17 protein-coding genes are annotated in these 16,150 nt (G+C 40.0%); 9 read left to right on the top strand and 8 right to left on the bottom strand.

What is annotated here, in order from left to right:
• The first annotated feature begins 174 nt into the window (after positions 1-174).
• From ACTQX6_RS12140 to ACTQX6_RS12155, 4 genes are read left to right on the top strand one after another with little or no spacing between them, the layout of a single operon-like run.
• On the top strand, positions 175-1,554 hold the full coding sequence (locus tag ACTQX6_RS12140) for a glycine--tRNA ligase (protein ID WP_168966002.1): 1,380 nt from the start codon (positions 175-177) through the stop codon (positions 1,552-1,554).
• An 11-nt stretch (positions 1,555-1,565) separates the two neighbouring features.
• A complete protein-coding gene (gene dnaG, locus ACTQX6_RS12145; protein ID WP_294688427.1) occupies positions 1,566-3,320 on the top strand; it encodes a DNA primase in 1,755 nt (584 codons plus the stop codon).
• Between the two features lie 2 nt (positions 3,321-3,322).
• Positions 3,323-4,507: an RNA polymerase sigma factor RpoD gene (gene rpoD, locus ACTQX6_RS12150; RefSeq protein WP_022789885.1), complete on the top strand. Its 1,185-nt coding sequence runs from the start codon at positions 3,323-3,325 to the stop codon at positions 4,505-4,507.
• Entirely contained in the window at positions 4,507-5,166 is a 660-nt protein-coding gene (locus ACTQX6_RS12155) for a tRNA (adenine(22)-N(1))-methyltransferase (RefSeq protein ID WP_294688425.1), read from the top strand. The genes rpoD and ACTQX6_RS12155 overlap by 1 nt, the downstream gene beginning before the upstream one ends.
• 70 nt (positions 5,167-5,236) lie before the next feature.
• On the opposite strand, the gene ispH is transcribed toward ACTQX6_RS12155, so the two are convergent.
• Positions 5,237-6,145 (bottom strand): 4-hydroxy-3-methylbut-2-enyl diphosphate reductase, encoded by a 909-nt coding sequence (gene ispH / locus ACTQX6_RS12160; RefSeq protein ID WP_294688422.1) that lies wholly within the window; start codon positions 6,143-6,145, stop codon positions 5,237-5,239.
• A gap of 76 nt (positions 6,146-6,221) precedes the next feature.
• Between ispH and ACTQX6_RS12165 the strand changes: the two genes are divergently transcribed.
• On the top strand, positions 6,222-7,550 hold the full coding sequence (locus ACTQX6_RS12165) for a DEAD/DEAH box helicase (protein ID WP_294688421.1): 1,329 nt from the start codon (positions 6,222-6,224) through the stop codon (positions 7,548-7,550).
• Entirely contained in the window at positions 7,547-8,401 is an 855-nt protein-coding gene (locus tag ACTQX6_RS12170) for a deoxyribonuclease IV (RefSeq protein ID WP_441657544.1), read from the top strand. Before ACTQX6_RS12165 ends, ACTQX6_RS12170 begins: the two co-directional genes overlap by 4 nt.
• 34 nt (positions 8,402-8,435) lie before the next feature.
• Here ACTQX6_RS12170 and ispG read toward each other — a convergent pair whose 3' ends face one another.
• Entirely contained in the window at positions 8,436-9,485 is a 1,050-nt protein-coding gene (ispG, locus tag ACTQX6_RS12175; protein ID WP_272003626.1) for a flavodoxin-dependent (E)-4-hydroxy-3-methylbut-2-enyl-diphosphate synthase, read from the bottom strand.
• Positions 9,486-9,584: 99 nt separating this feature from the next.
• Here ispG and ACTQX6_RS12180 point away from each other — a divergent pair, with 99 nt between their 5' ends.
• From ACTQX6_RS12180 to ACTQX6_RS12190, 3 genes are all read left to right on the top strand, one after another.
• A complete protein-coding gene (locus ACTQX6_RS12180; RefSeq protein ID WP_117447030.1) occupies positions 9,585-11,669 on the top strand; it encodes a peptidoglycan D,D-transpeptidase FtsI family protein in 2,085 nt (694 codons plus the stop codon).
• 65 nt (positions 11,670-11,734) lie between these two features.
• Positions 11,735-11,884, top strand: a complete 150-nt coding sequence (gene rpmG, locus ACTQX6_RS12185) for a 50S ribosomal protein L33 (protein ID WP_022355275.1) — start codon at positions 11,735-11,737, stop codon at positions 11,882-11,884.
• A 37-nt stretch (positions 11,885-11,921) separates the two neighbouring features.
• A complete protein-coding gene (locus ACTQX6_RS12190) occupies positions 11,922-12,536 on the top strand; it encodes an MBL fold metallo-hydrolase (protein ID WP_117447029.1) in 615 nt (204 codons plus the stop codon).
• Between the two features lie 3 nt (positions 12,537-12,539).
• Here the strand turns inward: ACTQX6_RS12190 and ACTQX6_RS12195 are convergent, their stop codons facing one another.
• The 6 genes from ACTQX6_RS12195 to ACTQX6_RS12220 all read right to left on the bottom strand — a co-directional run bounded on the left by ACTQX6_RS12195 (position 12,540) and on the right by ACTQX6_RS12220 (position 15,981).
• Complete coding sequence (locus ACTQX6_RS12195; protein ID WP_117447028.1) at positions 12,540-12,959, bottom strand: hypothetical protein; 420 nt, start codon at positions 12,957-12,959, stop codon at positions 12,540-12,542.
• A complete protein-coding gene (locus ACTQX6_RS12200; RefSeq protein ID WP_168965986.1) occupies positions 12,898-13,290 on the bottom strand; it encodes a competence type IV pilus minor pilin ComGF in 393 nt (130 codons plus the stop codon). Before ACTQX6_RS12200 ends, ACTQX6_RS12195 begins: the two co-directional genes overlap by 62 nt.
• 113 nt (positions 13,291-13,403) lie before the next feature.
• A complete protein-coding gene (locus ACTQX6_RS12205) occupies positions 13,404-13,790 on the bottom strand; it encodes a hypothetical protein (protein ID WP_168965984.1) in 387 nt (128 codons plus the stop codon).
• Positions 13,768-14,064 carry a competence type IV pilus major pilin ComGC gene (comGC, locus tag ACTQX6_RS12210; RefSeq protein WP_022789874.1) on the bottom strand — a complete coding sequence of 99 codons (297 nt, stop codon included), beginning with the start codon at positions 14,062-14,064 and terminating at the stop codon, positions 13,768-13,770. The genes ACTQX6_RS12205 and comGC overlap by 23 nt, the downstream gene beginning before the upstream one ends.
• Positions 14,065-14,075: 11 nt before the next feature.
• Positions 14,076-15,047, bottom strand: a complete 972-nt coding sequence (locus ACTQX6_RS12215) for a type II secretion system F family protein (RefSeq protein WP_294687379.1) — start codon at positions 15,045-15,047, stop codon at positions 14,076-14,078.
• On the bottom strand, positions 14,995-15,981 hold the full coding sequence (locus tag ACTQX6_RS12220; RefSeq protein WP_294687381.1) for an ATPase, T2SS/T4P/T4SS family: 987 nt from the start codon (positions 15,979-15,981) through the stop codon (positions 14,995-14,997). The genes ACTQX6_RS12215 and ACTQX6_RS12220 overlap by 53 nt, the downstream gene beginning before the upstream one ends.
• Positions 15,982-16,150 lie beyond the last annotated feature (169 nt).

Consider the following 16,150-nt stretch of genomic DNA (forward strand, 5'->3'; position numbering starts at 1 on the left):
TGCCACAAAGACAAAAGAGAATCTGGAGTCGATGGGATTTGTGTGCGAGATGCAGTGATCGTTAGAGAAGTCGATTGACTTCTTTTTTTTGTTGAACATTTGTTGTATAATAAGTATCGTCTATTTCTGTATATAATTTATGCAGAACAAAAAGAAAGATAAGGAGAATCGGGAATGAAAGTACATGACTTTAATGAAGTAGTGAATCATATGAAAACCTCTGGTTTTGTCTATCAGGGATCGGAAATTTATGGCGGTCTTGCCAATACATGGGATTTTGGTCCTTTAGGTGTGGAATTGAAACAGAACATCAAAAATGCATGGTGGAAGCGTTTTATTCAGGAAGATCCAAACAACGTTGGAATCCAGAGTGCCATTTTAATGAACCCGAATGTATGGGTGGCTTCTGGTCATGTGGGTGGCTTTAGCGATCCGTTGATGGATTGTAAAGAATGTAAATCCAGATTTCGTGCCGACCAGCTGATTGAAGAGGCAACACACAATGAAGTGAGTCCAAACGGCTGGAGCAATGAAGAGATGGAAAACTATATCCGTGAACATGAAATTGCCTGTCCAAAGTGTGGGGCCAAAAACTTTACGGATATTCGTCAGTTTAACTTGATGTTTAAAACCTTCCAGGGTGTTTTGGAAGATGCGAAAAGTACGATTTATCTGCGTCCGGAAACGGCTCAGGGTATCTTTGTCAACTTTAAAAATGTACAAAGAACGATGCGTAAAAAATTGCCGTTTGGTATCGGTCAGATAGGAAAAAGCTTCCGTAATGAAATTACACCGGGAAACTTTATTTTCCGTACTCGTGAATTTGAACAGATGGAGCTGGAATTCTTCTGTAAGCCGGGAACGGATTTGGAATGGTTTAAAACGTACTGTAATGCCTGTGTGCAGTTCTTAAAGGATTTGGGATTGGATGAACAAAACATTCGTCTTCGTGAACATGCCAAAGAGGAATTGGCGCATTATTCAAATGGAACCAGCGATATTGAGTATAACTTTGCCGATCCGATTGGATGGGGCGAGCTGTGGGGTATCGCCGATCGTACCGATTTTGACTTGAAGGCGCATCAGACAACAAGTAAGCAGAGTTTGGAATATTTTGATCCGGAAACCAATGAAAAATATATTCCTTATGTCATTGAACCAAGTGTTGGTGTCGAACGTCTGCTTCTGGCTTTAATGTGCGAAGCTTATACCGTTGAAGAATTGGAAAGAGATACGCGTGTGGTTTTGAAACTGCATCCTTATTTGGCCCCTTATAAAGTAGCGGTTTTACCGTTATCGAAAAAACTGCAGGATAAGGCCGGTGAAGTGTTTAATATGTTATCTAAGCATTTTGCCTGTACATATGATGAAAACCAGAACATCGGTAAGCGCTATCGTCGTCAGGATGCGATCGGAACACCATATTGTGTAACGGTTGACTTTGATACGATGGAGGATGGATGTGTGACAGTTCGTGATCGTGATACGATGGAACAGGAACGCATTAAAATTGAGGATCTAAAAGATTATATTGAAAAACGAGTACAGTTTTAGTAGGTGATAATTTGAGCTGGATCAAAGAAGAAGATATGCGCGCTATCCGTCAGCAGGCGGATATCGTTGATGTCTTATCTCATTATCTTTCACTAAATAAAAAAGGAAAGAACTATATGGCGGTCTGCCCATTTCATGACGACCATGATCCCAGTCTTTCGATTTCCACGGATAAACAGATCTTTAAGTGCTTTGTATGTGGAACGGGCGGAAATGTTTTTACATTTGTCCAAAAAATCGAAAACATCTCTTTTCCGGAAGCAGTCGTCAAAGTAGCGGAGATGATTGGCTATCCACTACGGATCGAAGCGCCGGTCGTGAAGGAACAAAGTGCAGAGCAGCCGTACTATGATTTGATGCAGTCGTATATTCAGTTTTGTGCCTATGAGCTGCAAAGCGAGGATGGCTTTTTGTGTATGCAGTATCTTCAAAAGCGGCATATTCATGAAGATATTCGCAAACGTTTTGAAATTGGTTATGCACCTATGGACGAGCGATCTTTGCACTATTTTAAGGCGAAAAATTATGCCACAAAGGATTTGTTGGATACGGGTCTGGTGCATGAAGGCCAACAGGGAATGCGAGCTACGTTTTTTAACCGCCTGATGATTCCAATCCATGATGATCAGGGGCATCCTGTCGGCTTTACGGCTCGTAAGCTTTCTGATATGGATCAAGGACCTAAGTATATCAATACAGCCCAAACCAATATTTATGAAAAGGGAAATCTGATCTTTAACTATCATCGGGCCAAGAATTTTGCCCGTAAAAACGAGCGTGTGATCTTGGTGGAAGGAGCTATGGATGTTCTGGCTTTTGAAAAGGCGGAAATTCATGAAAGTATTGCTTGTTTGGGGACAGCCTGTACCAAGGCGCAGATCTTATTGATCAAAGCACTAAAGGTTCCTGTGGTCGTATGTTATGACGGGGATCGTGCCGGTCAGGATGCCACATACAAATTTTCTATATTGGCTCTAGAGAATAATGTTGCGATGCAGATTGTCAAGAATCCGACCGAGAAAGACCCGGATGAAATCTTTGAAAGCGGTGGAGCATCGGCCCTCAAGAATCTGGTACATAAAACGATTTCCTTAGCTGAGTTCTATCTGGATTATCTAAGTCGTAAATATGATCTGGAGAATTATGAGGATAAACGAAAATTTGTGCAGATCATGGAAGACTGTATTCGTAAGACATGTACAGATTTTGAAAAGAGTACGTACTTTGCCCGTATTAAGGAGATGACAGGCTTTGATCTTTCGTTGAACGAGCCTAAAAATACATCCCAACCGGAAGTTAAATATCGAAAAGTACCAATGTTGTTGGAGCGTCCCAAGGATGGGCGTAAACAGGCTGAACAAAGCTGTCTGAACATGATCTTACTCAGTAAAGAAGCTGCTTTGCGCTTTAAGGAAGAGATAGGTTTCTTTAAAGATGAGATTTGTAACCAGCTGTCTTATTATTGTTATGACATATATCGATATCAGAATCGAATTGATTTTGATAAGCTGATATCTAAAATAGATGAAGAAGATGTGCGGAATTTTCTGCTTGCCCTCTTGTCAGATCCATTTCGTATGACAAAATATGATGAAAAGTTTTTTCTGGATAGTGTGAACAAGATTCGGGAATGTACTTATCAAGAGCAGATTGACTTAATCAATCAAAAGATCATACAAAGTGTGGATAATCAGGAGAAACTTGAACTGGCAAGGCAGAAAAGAGAATGGATCATCAAGAAGAATGGTCTGCGAAAGGAAAGGTAACTATGGTGGAGACATTAAAGACAAATGTAAAGAAAAAATTTAAAAGTCTTGAAGAGGCAAAAGAGTTTTTGATTGAAACCCGCGATAACGATACGGATATTTCACAGAACCAGTTTATGGATGCGATTGCGGATCTGGGACTGGATGATGATGCGATGGATGATTTGTTTTCCTGGTGTGACGACAATGATATTACATTTATGGATGAGACAATGGACGATGAAGAGTTTGAACTGGATGATGAAACCGATGATCTGGATTCGAATATTGATGATGCCAGAGATGACGATGAAAGTTCGATCGAGGATGAAATTTCTCATTTGGAACAATCGTTTGCCAATGCATCGCATGCCAAGATCAATGATCCGGTTAAAATGTATCTAAAAGAGATCGGTCAGATTCCTTTGTTGGATCCAAAGGATGAACCGATTATTGCCAAACGAATCCAGGAAGGTGACGAAGAAGCCAAACAACAACTGATTTCCAGTAACTTGCGTCTAGTTGTTTCCATTGCGAAAAAATATGTCGGACGTGGTATGTTGTTTCTGGATTTGATCCAGGAAGGAAACTGCGGTTTGATCAAGGCTGTTGAAAAGTTTGATTATACCAAAGGATTTAAGTTTTCAACCTATGCGACATGGTGGATTCGTCAGTCCATCACACGTGCGATTGCCGATCAGGCTAGAACGATCCGTATTCCGGTACACATGGTTGAAACAATCAATAAATTAACGCGTATCCAACGACAGCTGGTACAAGATTTAGGACGTGATCCTCTACCGGAGGAAATTGCCGAAAAGATGGAAAATATTACGGCCGAAAAGGTTCGTGAGATTCAAAAGATTGCCTTAGATCCGGTTAGTTTAGAAACGCCGATCGGAGAAGAAGATGATTCACATTTAGGTGACTTTATCGAAGATAAGGAAACTTTGTCACCCGATGATTATACAAACAATCAGTTGTTGAAGGATGAGATCAACAATGTACTGCAGGGATTGACTGAACGTGAAGAAAAAGTCCTTCGTCTTCGTTTTGGCTTGCAGGATGGAAGAACACGCACTTTGGAAGAAGTCGGTAAAGAATTTAATGTCACTAGAGAGCGGATTCGTCAGATCGAAGCAAAAGCACTGCGGAAGTTAAAACATCCGAATCGTTCTAAACGTCTAAAGGATTTTGTGAAGTCTTAATGGCTGTATCCAAACGTTTACAGGCGATCGTTTCCTTGATTGAAGGACATTGCTTAGCGGATATTGGCTGTGATCATGGTTATGTGATCATGGAGGCACTTCAACAAAAGCGCATCCAAAAAGCTTATGCCTGTGATGTGGCACCGGGGCCTTTGGACAATGCCAAAAGGAATATTCATCTACATCATTTGGAAGAACAGGTTACTTGTCTTTTAATGGATGGAATAAAAGAACTTCCTTCGGATGTGGATTCCATCGTGATTGCGGGGATGGGTGCTTCTTTGATGATCGATATTTTAGAACAAGGGAAATCGCATATAAAAAAGGGTATCCACTTTTATTTCTGTCCGCATAAGGATGCTTCCTTGTTGCGGGAATATGTATCTAAACAAGGTTTTAGGATCGAACAAGAGTGTGTAGTGGAAGAAGATGGTCATTTTTATCCGATCATGAAGCTTGTCTATACCAATACACCGTATTCTTTAACGCAGAGCGAAATTCTTTATGGGGTTTCCTGCAGAAAAGATACAACGTATTCTTTGTTTCTTCAAAAAGAGCAGGAAAAGTGGAAACAGATCGTAGCGCATATGCCTAAGCATAAGCGTACCGAAGCCAATCAACGACTACAAATTTTAGAAAACATGAGGAGGCAAAGCTGAGTCCTCCTTTTTTTTGTTATAAGAGGGTGTTTAAAAAGGCTGACAATTTGGTGTCAGCCTTGTTGATAGATTAATCGAGAATTTTATGTAAATCAATGTCATCTTTTTGACATGGATATTGACAGAGATAGGAATAAATCTGTTCCATGAGATACGTTGGTGTACTTGCTCCGCTGGTGATGGCAATATGCTTGGACTCTTGAATGGATGTTGTATCAAGCTGCTGCAGATTCTGAACTTGTAGTACAGTCTGGATGCCGGCTGTTTTTCCAATGGCAGCAAGCTTTTGGGTGTTGTTGCTGGTGGGATCACCTACAACGATCAGCGTATCTACATCGGAGTCCTTTAGATCCAATATCGCCTGTTGACGCACTCTTGTCGCATTACAAATCTCATCATGGATCTGGGCATTCGGATAGACTTTACGAATTGCCTGGAAAAGTGTGTTGATTTCCAATACTGACATGGTGGTTTGGTTGGTGACAAAGATAGGAGTCTGGATGTTGATTGGTATATCGTTTTCCGTTTCAATCAGGATCACTTTGTCGCTGGTTGAATAAATGGCTTCAGCCTCGGGATGCCCTTTCTTTCCAATATAAAAAACGGTATAACCTTGTTCCAGCTTATCCTTGACGATGCTTTGTGTCTGTAGGACAAACGGACAGGAGGCATCTATAATCTGTAAGCCTTTTTCTTTTGCCTTTTGGACAACTTTTGAACTGACTCCATGAGCTGTAAAGATGACGATTCCTTCCGATATCTGATCTAATAATTCCCATCTGGTTTTAGAAGGATCTTCGATGGTTTTAAGATCGTAAAGCTGCAGCGCTTTTTTGACATAGCTGTTATGAACCAGATTTCCCAAGATCGTAATCGGCATATCCGGGTTTTGTTTTCGACATTCTTTTGCGGTTTGAATCGCTTTTAGGACTCCACCGCAATATCCTTGTGGTTTTACTTTTGTGACTTTATATTTCATACTCTTTATTATAGCGTTTGATGTTTGTTTTGAAAAATGTTTTATGGTATTATGAGTTGGCTTTGAGGTGATAAACATGTCAAATACAAATGTCGTTAAGGAAATTATGGAGTTAGAACATTTTAAAACACTAACGCCAATTCAAAAACAAGTGATGGATCGAAAAAATAAGACAAGAGATCTTATCGGTATCTCCAGTACTGGTTCCGGGAAAAGTCATGCCTTTTTCATGGCTATTTTTGAGCAGGTTGATCCGACTGTCGATGCGGTACAGGCGGTAATCTCTACACCGACAAGAGAACTTGCTTTTCAGCTGTATGAGCGTTGTAAGAAATTGGCTGCACATTTTGGAGTGCGTGTAAAGCTTGTGACCGGTGGGATGGATCGTAAGGTTTCCGATGTACAGCCACAGATCGTAATCGGTACGCCCGGGCGCATGAAGGATTTGTTTGTTCAGGAAAATACATTGCGTCTGGATACTGCCAAAATGGTCATTATCGATGAAGCGGATATGACACTGGAATTTGGCTTTTTAGAAGATATCGATGAAATTCTTTCTAAAATGGATAAAAAAGTACAGTTGATGGTTTTTTCCGCTACTATACCGGAAGCTTTACAGCCATTTTTAAAGAAATACTTGTTTGATCCTTTCATGATCTCTATTGAAGATAGTGAAAATTTCCAAAGCGATGTTCGTCATGTTCTGGTGCCTTGTAAACATAAAAGCTATGAAGAAAAGCTGTTGGATGTACTATCCCATATCAATCCATATGTCTGTTTGATCTTTGCCAATACCAATCAGGAAGCTGCCGAGATTGCCGCTTTTTTAAGAGAGCATCAATATGATCTGGTAGAGCTTCATAGTGATTTGGAATCCAGAGAGCGAATGCAGGCCATCAAAGCGATTCAGTCACAGAAAAAAAGCTATATCGTTGCCAGTGATATTGCCAGCCGTGGTATAGACTTAGAGGGAATTACCCATGTTATTTCATGTGGTTTTCCAAAAGATCTAAAGTTTTATGTGCATCGTTCCGGACGTACCGGTCGTGCCAATCGTGATGGTGTATGTTACGCCTTATATCATGAAAAAGACGAGGCGGCGATTAAGGATTTGATGCATCAGGGAATCGTTTTTGAACATCAGGATATTCGTCACGGACAATGGGTCGATCTCAAACCATTTGGTCAAAAAAGAAAACGTTCCAAAGATCCACTACAGCAGGAAATTGAAAAAATCGTATCGAAAAAGGCAAAGAAGGTAAAACCAAATTATAAAAAGAAACAGCGTCAGGAAATTGAAAAGCTAAAACGAAAGAGAAAAAGAGAAATCATTCAAAAGGACATTCAACGTCAGAAAAAAGAAAGAGCCAAAGAAAAACAACGCCAGAAGAGGTTTGAATCATGATCTATTTAGGATCACATGTATCCTTAAAGGCACCGAAGTATTTTTTGGGGAGTATTGAAGAATCACTTTCATACGGAGCCAATGCCTGCATGATCTATACAGGTGCTCCCAGCAATACCCGACGTGTTTCATTAGATCAGTTTCGAATCGAAGAAGCCAAGGAATTGATGGCAAAGCATGATTTTTGTATGGATCGTGTAATCGTACATGCACCCTATCTGATCAATCTAGCCAACACCATCAAGCCGGAAACTGCACAGTTTGGTGTCGAATTTTTATCACAGGAATTAAAACGAGTGGATGCACTGGGGGCAAAAACATTAGTTTTGCATCCCGGCAGCCACTTAAAAGCCGGCGTGGATGTGGGGATCTCATCCATTCAGAACGGTCTAAATGCGGTTTTAGATGCCGATGAAAGCGATGTTTGTATCGCCTTGGAAACAATGGCCGGAAAGGGCAGTGAAATCGGGCGAATCTTTGAGGAATTACGTTGGATTCTGGATGGTATTCATAAACAGGAACGAGTCAAAATCTGTATGGATACATGTCATATTCATGATGCGGGGTACGATCTTTCGGATTTCGATGCCGTTTTAAACCAGTTTGATGCGATATTAGGATTAGATAGACTGGCAGTTATGCATATTAATGATTCCAAAAATGAAAAAGGTGCCCACAAGGATCGCCATGCCAATATTGATCAGGGTCATATCGGTTATTCCTTATTGGCGAAGATCGTTCATCACCCTAAACTGGAATCCATTACGAAAATCCTGGAGACACCGTATATCGATGGTAAACCGCCTTACAAAGAAGAAATCGCATGGCTTAAAGCCTATAAAAGTGAATAAGATGTAAAAAGCCGGAGTTTTCCGGCTTTTTGTGTTAGAAGGCTTCAATTTCCTGTTTTAAGCGTTGTACCATTTTCTGCTGTGGAATCTTTTCGATAATTTCTCCCTTTTTGATCAAAAGACCTTCATTTTTACCGCCGGCAATGGCAATATCCGCATGTTTTGCCTCACCGGGCCCATTGACAGCACATCCCATGATGGCTACGGTAATATTTTTATGAACGGTCTGCAGGTATTGTTCAATTTCGTTGACGACAGGCTCCATATCCCATTGCGTACGACCACATGTCGGACAGGCAATTAGATTCGGTACATTTTGAATCAAGTTACACGATTTTAAAAGCTCTTTAACGATGGGAATTTCTTTTTGCGGGGCACCGTTTACACTGATACGAATGGTATTGCCAATACCATCCAATAAAAGATTTCCTAAAGCTAATGTGCTTTTGATAGCACTGGTCATCATGGTTCCGGCTTCAGTAACCCCTAAGTGTAAAGGATAGTCAAACATTTCCGAGGCCTTTTTATAGGCTTCTATACATAAAAGGGGATCACTGGATTTAAAGGAAAGTACCGTATCATAGAAATGAAGATCTTCCAAGATCTGAACATGTCTTTGTGCGCTTTCCATCATTCCCTGTGCTGTAGGTTTTCCATATTTTTGATGAATCTCTTTTTCTAAAGAGCCGCTGTTGATGCCAATTCGTATCGGAATATGTTTTTCTTTACATTTTTTGACCACGGTTTCGACATTTTCCCGAGCACCTATATTTCCCGGATTTAAGCGAATTTTATTCGCTCCGGCATCAATACATGCTAAAGCGAGTCGATAGTCAAAGTGAATATCGGCTACCAATGGAATATGGATATTCGACACGATTTCTTCAATAGCTTTGGCATCGTTTAGATCCATACAGCTGACACGAATGATTTCGCAGCCCATCGCTTCCAATTCTAAAATTTGTTCGATCACTTCTTTTACATGTGATGTTTTGATATTACACATGGATTGAATATATACATGATCGTTTCCGCCTAAAACTAAATCTTTCACTTGTACAGAACGAGTCTGATTTCTTTTCATTTTGATCACTCCTACTTGAAAGTATATAAGTTTCATGCAAGAAGAACAAGTGACAAAACCTGACAAATGTGATTAAATGGTACAAGATAGGGGGATTGCATGCGCCAGTTTTTTAAAAACATCAAGAAAAGAATCCTGCGTTTCTTTCATCAAGGGTTGGATGCGCCCTTAGATCAGGTCATATCCAGACGTATCATCGGTTTTGCCAGTCTGGTGACGGTTTTCTTTTTAGTTATCTTTCTAAGACTCGTTTATATACAAGTCTTTTCCAATGAACGCTATACACAGCTGACAAATGATTATACCAGCGTTACACAATATATCAGTGCGCCTAGAGGTCAGATATTCGATACGAATGGCAATGTGCTTGCGAAAACTACGGTCAGCCACAATATCGTCTATACATCGCCCAACAACATGACAACAGATGATTATTTATTGTACGCCAATCGAATTGTTTCGGTATTTGATGTCAAAGCAGATAAATTTTCATCTTCGGATTTAAAGAATGCGTACATTGCCTATACCTCTTTATTGGATACGGATGATCCACATTATGGATGTCGACATCTATTCAGTGAATCGGAATGGAATAGTATTCAAAATGGTTCTATGACATCCTCCAAACGAACACAACTTCTGTATGAACGAATCACTGATGAAGATATCGATGAACTTTCGAATAAAGAAAAGGCAACCTATGTGATCTACAGTCGGATGACAACAGTGAATTCTTCCTCTTTGCAGAATGTCATTCTGGAGGATATCAGCGATGATGATGTCGCGTATTTAGTGGAACACAAAACCGAGTTTCCGGGCTTTGATGTCGATTTTGGGGGTTGGAAACGAGAGTATCCATATGGTGAAACATTATCTGATGTATTGGGAACAGTGACGACCAGTACGCAAGGTCTTCCCAGCGAAAATGTAGATTATTATCTGCAAAGGGGCTTTCAGTATAATTCGCCGGTAGGCGCTTCCGGTTTAGAGCTTTACTATAACGACTATCTTTCCGGGGTCAGTGAAGAATCGGTCGTAACGTATGACTCAAATGGCTTGGCTCATAAGGAAGTTACGCGTTCGGCACAAAAGGGCTTTGATTTGTATTTAACGATCGACATAGAACTGCAGGAAAAACTTGATAATACGCTCAAGACGGTCCTACAGCGTGAAGGTGGTACCGAAGGGCGTGAGGAATTCAACAGCTTGTTTACCTGTATGATGGACCCTACGACCGGTGGTGTTTTGGCTATGTCCGGCTATACGATGGATCTGGAAACCAAAGATATGACATATTTTGCCTCCGGCAACTATGTTTCGCTGGTCAATCCGGGTTCCTGCATCAAAGGAGCTACCATCTATATGGGGCAAAGCGAGGGTGTAGTAAAGCCTGGAGAAGTCATCAACGATGAGATCATGAACATCGGCGGTGAGGAATTTGGTTCGTATGAAAATCACGGTCCTGTCAATGATATACAGGCTTTGTCGGTTTCCAGTAACGTCTATATGTTTAACATCGCCATTCGTTTAGGTGGAGCAACCTATGAAGAAGGCCAACCTTTAGTTATGGAAGATGTGGGCCAGACTTTAGATAAAATGCGCACTTATTTCTCGCGCTTTGGTTTAGGAAATGTGACCGGCGTGGATGCACCGGGGGAAGTCAGTGGCTATATGGGCTTTGGTAATTTGCCGGGAATGACATTAAACTATTCCATTGGCCAGTTGGATATGTACACGCCGCTGCAGCTGTTACAATATGTTTCGGTGATTGCGACTTCCGGCAGCATGTATCAGATCCATATGATGGATCGTGTAACCGAAAGCAACAGTCAAAACATCGTCGAAGAATATCCAGTCAAGCTTAAATCAACCTTGTCCAATACAGAATCGCTTTCACGGATTCAACAAGGATTTAGAGCTTGTGTTACGGACGAAAACTGTGGAACCCAGATCAATGCGTTATCACAGGATGTTGCGGGAAAAACCGGTACGGCTGAAGTTGGAGATGCGACGACCGCTAACTTTGTCGGCTATGCACCCTATGAGAATCCTAGTGTTGCGTTTGCCTGCTCGGCACCGACCAGTGCGGAAAATACACAAAACCTCAAAAGCAACATCTGTGTTTATAACGTGATGCCGGAGGTTTTACAGACATATTTTGAATTGTATCCGCAGGATCAATAATCTTCTTGCACCAAAAAAATATATATGATACAATTCATTCGCATATTTGTTAAGGAGGACAGTCCATGAGAGATCGTATTACATTTAAATGCTCTGTTTGTGGAGAAGAAAACTACATCGGAACTCGAAATAAAAAGAAACATCCTGAACGTATGACAATTAAAAAATATTGTCCAAAATGTAATCAAAAAACGGATCATAAGGAGAAGAAATAAAGAAGACCGGATCATCGGTCTTTTTTACTAGCAGATCATGATAGAAATTTATACATATCCATTAGGAATGGTGCAGGCAAATTGTTATGTGGTGGTCAAGGAAGATTCTTGTCTGGTAATCGATCCCGGCGATGCGTTGGATCTTCAGCCTTTTTTAGAACAGAATCATTTACATTTGGAAGCGGTGTTACTGACACATGCTCACTTTGATCATATCAAGGGTGTTGATTCGATCACAGAAACGTATTCGGTACCGGTTTATGTTCATCAAAGTGAAGTTTCTTTTTTACAGGATCCGGCGTTGAATGCTTCTTTATCATTTTATGAAACGATCGTTTGTCATTCCAAGGCAATCGGAATTCAGGAAGGCAAGCTTTCGATCGGAAAATTTGATATCGATGTTTATCATACGCCCGGTCATACTTGCGGTTCCTGTTGTTTTCGTATAGAAAATCATTTGTTTTCCGGAGATACCCTGTTTCAAGGCTCTATCGGAAGAATGGATCTTCCAACAGGCAGCGTCATGCAGATGAAAGAGTCTTTGCGCAAACTGGCAGCTCTGGAAGATGATCTACCGGTATATCCGGGGCACGGCCCGGCTACAACCATCGGTTTTGAAAAACAGTGGAACTACGAAATGAAGCATCTATGATCTTTAAAGAAAGTCCATGTCGAAGATACCCTGAGTATCATAATAGATTCGCATGTGGACTTTCTTTTCTTTTTTCTCATACATACAATCGATGAATGTATTTTCATCACGAAACGTCACCAACACATCGTTTATCACTTCACTCTTTTCCAGAATCAAATCCTTTGGATCAAAATGACACTGACGAATTCTTTCGTTATGCTGGATCATGGCTCTGGCATAAGAAATACAGGAAAGATCGATCGTACTTTGTTTGTTGGCCTCTATCAGATAGGCATGATCTAACAGATATAAACTGATCAGGCTTGTCACCTGCAACAGGATAAAGAAACAGACCAGAGCCCCTGAGCTGATATAACCGTTAATAGATCTGTACGTTGTATTCTTTGTCTGCCTTTGAATAGGATAAAAAAATTTCTTCATCTTGTTGATAAAACGCAACATTTTTAACTCCTTCCATAAGAATTTCATATCCCTCTTTTTTGACAAGTCGATCTTTATCCTGGCCGATCCAGATCGATTCATGCTTATAGTTCATCGTTAATTCATGACTTTGTACTTCGATATCCTTGGAAAGAGAGAGGATTTCTCGAAGCTGGATCACAGCCATTTGTTCCTGTTGAAGCATATCCATGTTTAACATTTTGAGACAAGTCTGTAAAAAGACAAGTATGCATAAAGTAACGATACTGAAAACAAGCAAAGATAAAAGGGCATCAATCATGGTAAAACCATTCTTTATTGATCTTTTCATCGATGATCCATCCTTTACTATTGAATACTATCTCTATGTTGTTCCATAAAAGACTGATACACAGAAGTATGATAAAGAGGGCAAACAATGCTTCTGTCATTAAAAATCCGTTTTTATTCAATGCGAACACGCCCGCTTCCTAATTGATAGATCAAGTGGATGGTACGGTCTTTGTCTGTACACTGAATGGTATGTGCCTGGGAAATATTACCTTTGGCATTGTAGTGAAACGCAAATGGTGTACAAGAGATGGACGGTGGATATTGAAATTCGATATCCGCAAAATAAGCTCTGTCTTTTTCGATACGCACATCTTTGTTCTCTTTTGCGATAAACGCTTTTTCCTGAGTCAAAACAGAATAAGCCGCCATTTTTCGAGAGAAGTACTCCAGGTGAGAAATAGAAGGCTTTAAGCTGATCAGTGTCAACAAGCTTATGATCAGAAGCGTCAATAAAGCTTCCATCAAAGTAAAGGCATTATTGACTGGTGGCTTGTCCATTGATGATCTCCACAGACTTTCCGTTTGGACATTTGGCTTGTTCTTCTTTCAGATAGCCATCATTGATCAAATCTTGAATGGAAGGGACTTCATCCTTTTCGATTTGATACAGTAAGATTTGTGAATCAATGACACTTAAAAGAGATTTACAGCCTTTTTCACGAATGATCGTTTCTTTTTGTGTAATATTTGGCAAGGTGATCAAAAGAATGATGGTGATGATCAATAATACGATCATCATTTCTAAAAGGGTAAACGCATTTTTTGTTTTCATAAAATTCCTTTCTATAGTGTGTTTAATACATTCATAGGCACTAATAAAATTTGATAGACTGTTAAAACGACTATACCGACGCTGATATAACTGCCAATTTGAATATAAAGCGATAGTTTCTTTGCCTTTTGTTCCAACTCTTTTTGTACTTTTTGCTGGTAAAGATGTAAAAGTTCTTTGGTGGATGAAGTGTGCAGTCCCATGGTAAAAAAACGTACGAACTCTTCATCCATATGACATAGCTGCAAAGCTTGTATCATCGTATTTCCCTGATGAAGAGCTTTTTGTATTTGTATGGCCAAAGGATGATACAAGCTTTTTGGATGAATCTTACAAAGCATCTCAATGCATTCCATCGTGGAAAGACCATAGCCTAAAAAAGTGGACATTAAAAGAGAAAAGTGCAAGGAAATAACTTTGCGAAAGAGCGCAAATCGACAGAAAATGGCGTATAAATGTTCTGTTTTCTTTTGCGTATAAACAGTCAGGAAAAATATTAAAAATACAAAGATCAAAAAGAGAAGCAGGGAAAACACAAATTGTAAGATCGATAAAAACAGGAAAACTTGTTTTGATGCCAGTTGAGACATAGCCGGAAGGATCATTTCTTGAAAAAAGAGGATCATTCCAAAGCTGAATAAAAATAGGAAAGCCGGATAGATACTTGTCTTTATCAGTTCCTTGATCCAACCTTTGCCAACATCATCGATTTCATTGGCACAATGAATGGCTTCTTTAAAAGGCAGTCGATCCTTTAGAATTCTTAAGATCTGAAAGTAATTTTCTTTTCCGTTTGTCAGGATGGAAACTAGTTTTTCTCCTTCGTTTAATTTTGCCAGAATGTTTTTATGGCATCGAAAACAAATCTCGATCATAAAAGTTGTATCCAATCCCTTATTTAATAAAAGACTGAATTGAACAAGCTCTTCTTTAGAGATTTTGCAGGTCAAATCGTGCTTGAGGATCTTGAATTCTTTGGGCATCCAAAGCTTCCTGAATCTCGTTAGAGAGCGTTTTAAAGCCTTTAGGATAGGCTTTATGTTCCAGGGCATATTGAAGATCTTGTCCGGATAAAACTTCATAGATACACTCCTTTCCGTTAGGGCCTTGATATAGTCTTTGTCCGATCAATGCCGTCAATGTGTTTTTTAAATCATAGGTGGATACAGATAGATCTTCTAAGCGTTGTATAGCCTCTAATGCGTTGGATGCATGCAGTGTGGTAAAGGCAAGCGAGCCTGTCAGGGCACAGCGAACGACCATTTTGGCTGTATAACTGTTTCGTGTTTCTCCGATAAAAATCACATCCGGATCGTGACGAAGAAGCTCTTCAATTCCTTTTTCATATGTAAAGCCTAATTCTTCATTGATCTGTAGCTGTAAATAAGATGGATCCTGAATTTCAATCGGGTCTTCCAACGATACGACCTTGTGCATGGAACGCTGTGCAATCGCATGTAAAATGGCATGTAACGTGGTGGTTTTACCGGAATTGGTCGGTCCACAGGCAATCACCAGTCCACGTCTTGCATGAATCAGGCTTTCCAGGAACATTTGATGTTCCTTTTTTGAAGTTAGTCTTTCTATCGGAAGGTGAATGCCTGTATGCAAAAGACGAATAACACCGGTCTGCAGGTGCTTATTGGGAATTAAGCTAAAGCGACAGTATAAAACCTGAGAACCTAGCTTCCAGCTGAATTGGCCATTTTGAGGGATATACGGATTTGTCAGATCAAAACCGGATATAAACTTCACATACTCAAAAAGGGATTCATCCCAGAGATCCTGTACAAGCTCTACCATTTGCTCATAGATACGTAACTGAATGGATAAAGTATGCCGATGGAGCGTTAAATGGATATCGCTTGCGTTTTTTTGTGTGGCATACGTTAAAAGCTGTTCTAATTTTTCTTGCATGTTCATACTATTTAATACGTAAAAAAATCGAAAAACTATGAAAAAAAATTAAAAAAATTCGCTAAATTCAACTAAAAAGTTGATGATTCAACATGAATAGCGTCAGATTCAGGGATATTCTTTGACATATAAAGGAGATTCCCTATGATCAACGAAACATTCTTGAACC

This window comes from Faecalicoccus sp. LCP19S3_E2, from assembly GCF_052121255.1.
Classification (GTDB): domain Bacteria; phylum Bacillota_I; class Bacilli_A; order Erysipelotrichales; family Erysipelotrichaceae; genus Faecalicoccus.